Source organism: Arthrobacter sp. H14 (assembly GCF_000520495.1).
GTDB lineage: Bacteria > Actinomycetota > Actinomycetes > Actinomycetales > Micrococcaceae > Arthrobacter_C.
In genome coordinates, this window is the sequence record NZ_KI914707.1 from 1 (window position 1) to 3,032 (window position 3,032).

The 3,032-nt window shown below is 61.6% G+C and carries 3 protein-coding genes and 2 pseudogenes; 3 read left to right on the forward strand and 2 right to left on the reverse strand.

The window, feature by feature from the left end:
* Positions 1–55 precede the first annotated feature (55 nt).
* On the reverse strand, positions 56–328 hold the full coding sequence (locus tag Y707_RS0121885) for a hypothetical protein (protein ID WP_026533783.1): 273 nt from the start codon (positions 326–328) through the stop codon (positions 56–58).
* Positions 329–667: 339 nt separating this feature from the next.
* Here Y707_RS0121885 and Y707_RS0121890 point away from each other — a divergent pair, with 339 nt between their 5' ends.
* Positions 668–1,084, forward strand: coding sequence for a hypothetical protein (locus Y707_RS0121890; RefSeq protein ID WP_026536619.1), 417 nt, complete (start codon positions 668–670; stop codon positions 1,082–1,084).
* Positions 1,085–1,373: 289 nt separating this feature from the next.
* Here Y707_RS0121890 and Y707_RS28515 read toward each other — a convergent pair whose 3' ends face one another.
* Positions 1,374–1,832 (reverse strand): transposase, encoded by a 459-nt coding sequence (locus Y707_RS28515; RefSeq protein ID WP_442853325.1) that lies wholly within the window; start codon positions 1,830–1,832, stop codon positions 1,374–1,376.
* 13 nt (positions 1,833–1,845) lie between these two features.
* Here Y707_RS28515 and Y707_RS33075 point away from each other — a divergent pair.
* Positions 1,846–2,183 (forward strand): annotated as a pseudogene (locus tag Y707_RS33075) (integrase core domain-containing protein); the annotation flags it as partial.
* 475 nt (positions 2,184–2,658) lie between these two features.
* Positions 2,659–3,032 (forward strand): annotated as a pseudogene (locus Y707_RS31845) (hypothetical protein); the annotation flags it as partial.

Genomic DNA, 3,032 nt, shown 5'->3' on the forward strand with positions numbered 1-3,032 from the left:
GCCCCGGGCCGGAACTTCCACGCGTTGCGCTGCAACTCGGATACGCCGGACGTCATCATTCATTGTCCGTTATCGCTGGATTTCCGTCTTCAATCTGTTCCTCCAGGGCCGGTCGACTGTTCCTCTTGCCCTCCGCCCCTCCCCGGGGCGTTTCTTCAGCTGCCTGGCCGCTGTCTTCCTGGTTGAGATGTTCGGTGACGGCTTCATCGAAGCTGTCCTTACCATCGGATTCGGGCATTTTAGGGCCAGCTGACTCCGGGCCTGAAGCCTGGCCGGCACTGTCACGGCTGTTACTTTCAGCCGGTGTCCGGTGCTTGTTGGTGTTCACAGTGCTTCCTTCCCTGTCTGATGTACGGATCGGATCGGGAACCTGGAGAATTGGCCGGATCTTGCCCGGTCTCTGCGTGGCATCGAACCGCACCCTCCACGACGGATCATTGAGCGTGCATCCGTATATGATGCGCAGGCAAAACATATACCAGGCATGCTTACAAGGTAGTGCTTCGCCCGCGGATAGCGCCAGCGGCCGGACCAATGCCCGATGATGGCAATGGCGCAGCTGCGGAGGTCACGAAATGAATCTCAAATCCATACCAATCCGGTAACGGGGCCCGTCCCGAAGCATTAATGTCCGCCATTCCCAATGGAAATATATGGAGGCAACATTATGCAGAACACGTTCACCAAGTCCCTCGCCGTCACCGCCGTCAGCGGTCTCATGCTCGTCGGAGGCGCGTCCATGGCCAGCGCCAGCACCGCAGACTCCACCAACACCAATGTGGACGGTGTCACCACCGAGGTCTCCGATAACCGCGTCGACGACAGCGCCAACCTGTCACTGGGCGGCATCCTCAACGACACGGTCGACACCGGCGACATCGCGAGCAACAACAACGTGCTCAGCGGAATCGACGCCGATGTCTCCGACAACCTGAACGGCATCGGCAGCGGAAACGACGCTGACGTCACCGCCAACCCTGACGTGGACTCCGACGTCGACGCTGACGCGTCGGCCGAGAGCACCACTGTCAACAGCACCGATGGTGGCGAGGACAACGAGGGCCTGCTGGGCGGACTGCTCTGATATGTAGTTTCGGTTGTCAAGTGTCATAGGTAAGCGGCCCCCGGCTCTTTGGTTCCGGGGGCCGCTTACTGTGTCCGTCCGTCAGGTGGTTGGCTGCGGGGCGAGTCATTGTTCGACAGCATGGTCAGACTGATATTCGCGGGTGTTGGCGCATGACGATAATTCGGCCGGAGCCCATCGGTGTCTAGCATCGAGCGTCGACGGTTTGGTCCGTCTGCTCATAGAGCAGTCCCGGGATAGCTCCGCGTGCTTGCGACGCTGCCGCCGCCTGCCGGAGGCACGATCAGGGTTATTCCGCTTTCATGTGCTCTCCTGACTGCAGCGGGGCAGCCAGCGACCAGCACCATCCGGCGAGTTCACGGGCGATGGCGGTGTTGGCTTTGACGGGCATCTTCTGGCGGGCGTCGAAGTGTTGCCACTTGCCATGCAGGCGGTGGTTGCCCTCCAAAGCGCGGATACGGGTGGCCGGTTCGACGAGGTCCAGCTGGCGCCGTAACCGGTCTCCGGGGCGGGAGTAGGGGCGGCGATGCTGCCATGCCCCTTCGACCAGCAGCTTGCGGGCATAGGTGCTGCCGGCCTTGGTGATCGATCCCTGGTGCCGGGATTGGCCGGAGGACTGTTCGCTGGGCACCAGCCCGAGATAGGAGCCGATAGAGGACCCGGTGAACCGGGTCCAGTCCCCGGTCTCGACGGCCAGCCCGAACCCGCTCGTCATCGAGATCCCGCGCAGACACGTGAGCGCGTTGATCTCGCCCTCGTAACAGAAGGAAGCCGCGGCCGGTTTCCCGGGCCCGGGCCAACGCATACTTTCAATCCTGCGGCATTGTCGTCGAACATGCCTTCAAAGACGCGCCCGGGCCGGAAATCAAGCACAAACACACCCGCCCCTACCGGCCCCAGACCAACGGCAAAGTAGAACGCTTCAACCGCACCAGGCCCGGTGAATGGGCCTACGCGAAGCCCTACGCCTCAGAAACCGGGCATGTCGCAGCATTCCCCGCCTGGCCCCACAACTATAATCACCAACCGCCGAGGCCACACCTCACTGAAAGGCCAACCGTCCGCCAGCCGCGCCACCAACCTCTCAGGGCAATACAGCCAGCCGGCCCGCCACAGAGCGGGTCAGCGCGTGCGTCCGAGCGCCCGCCGGGTGCGGACGGGGGATCCTCCGGTCCGACAACAGGAAAGAGCCAGTGGGAGGTGTAGTGTGATGGGCACCTCATGTGGCCGGGCCGGTCTTTCTTCTCCGGCCCGGGGTGCCGGCAGGCAGCGAAAATATCCCTCTAGGAACTTTCCTGCTTGCCGGCATTCTCATGCCCAAACATGTGCCAAGCCGTCCACACTGCCATCGCGCCTTCCTCGTCATTTTGATTACGAAATGGTGACAATCAGTGTGCTTACTATATCGCTGGCCGCCGGTCCGTGGCAGTCTTGGTCAGAGGTGGTGCTTGTGTGATGCCGGAAATATCTCCATCGCGAACCAATCTGTGATGGAGATCGCATCGAATCACCTGTATGCGGGCTCAAAATTTGGACCGCATGAAAATCCCCCTCATGAGGAGACAGTTATGAAGATGATGAAGAAAACAATGCTTTTGGCTCCGGCTGTTGCGCTGGGCCTGACCGCTATGGCCGGTGCTCCGGCGATGGCTGATCATGCCGAGGGCTCGTACTCGACGGTGTTGAATCAGGTCAATAACAGTGGTGCCACCGGCGAAGCCTGGGTGGACATTGCAGGCTCCGAGGCAACTGTCACCGTGCAGACCTCCGGGCTGGCCGAGACGTTCAAGGACGCTGCCTACCCGCACGTTCAGCACATCCACATCGGCGCCCAGGGCGTCTGCCCGACCATGGCCGATGACGCCAACGGCGACGGAATCATTGACACCCCTGAGGGTCAGCCTGCCTACGGCGGGATCGGAACCACCCTCTCGCTTTCGGGACCCAC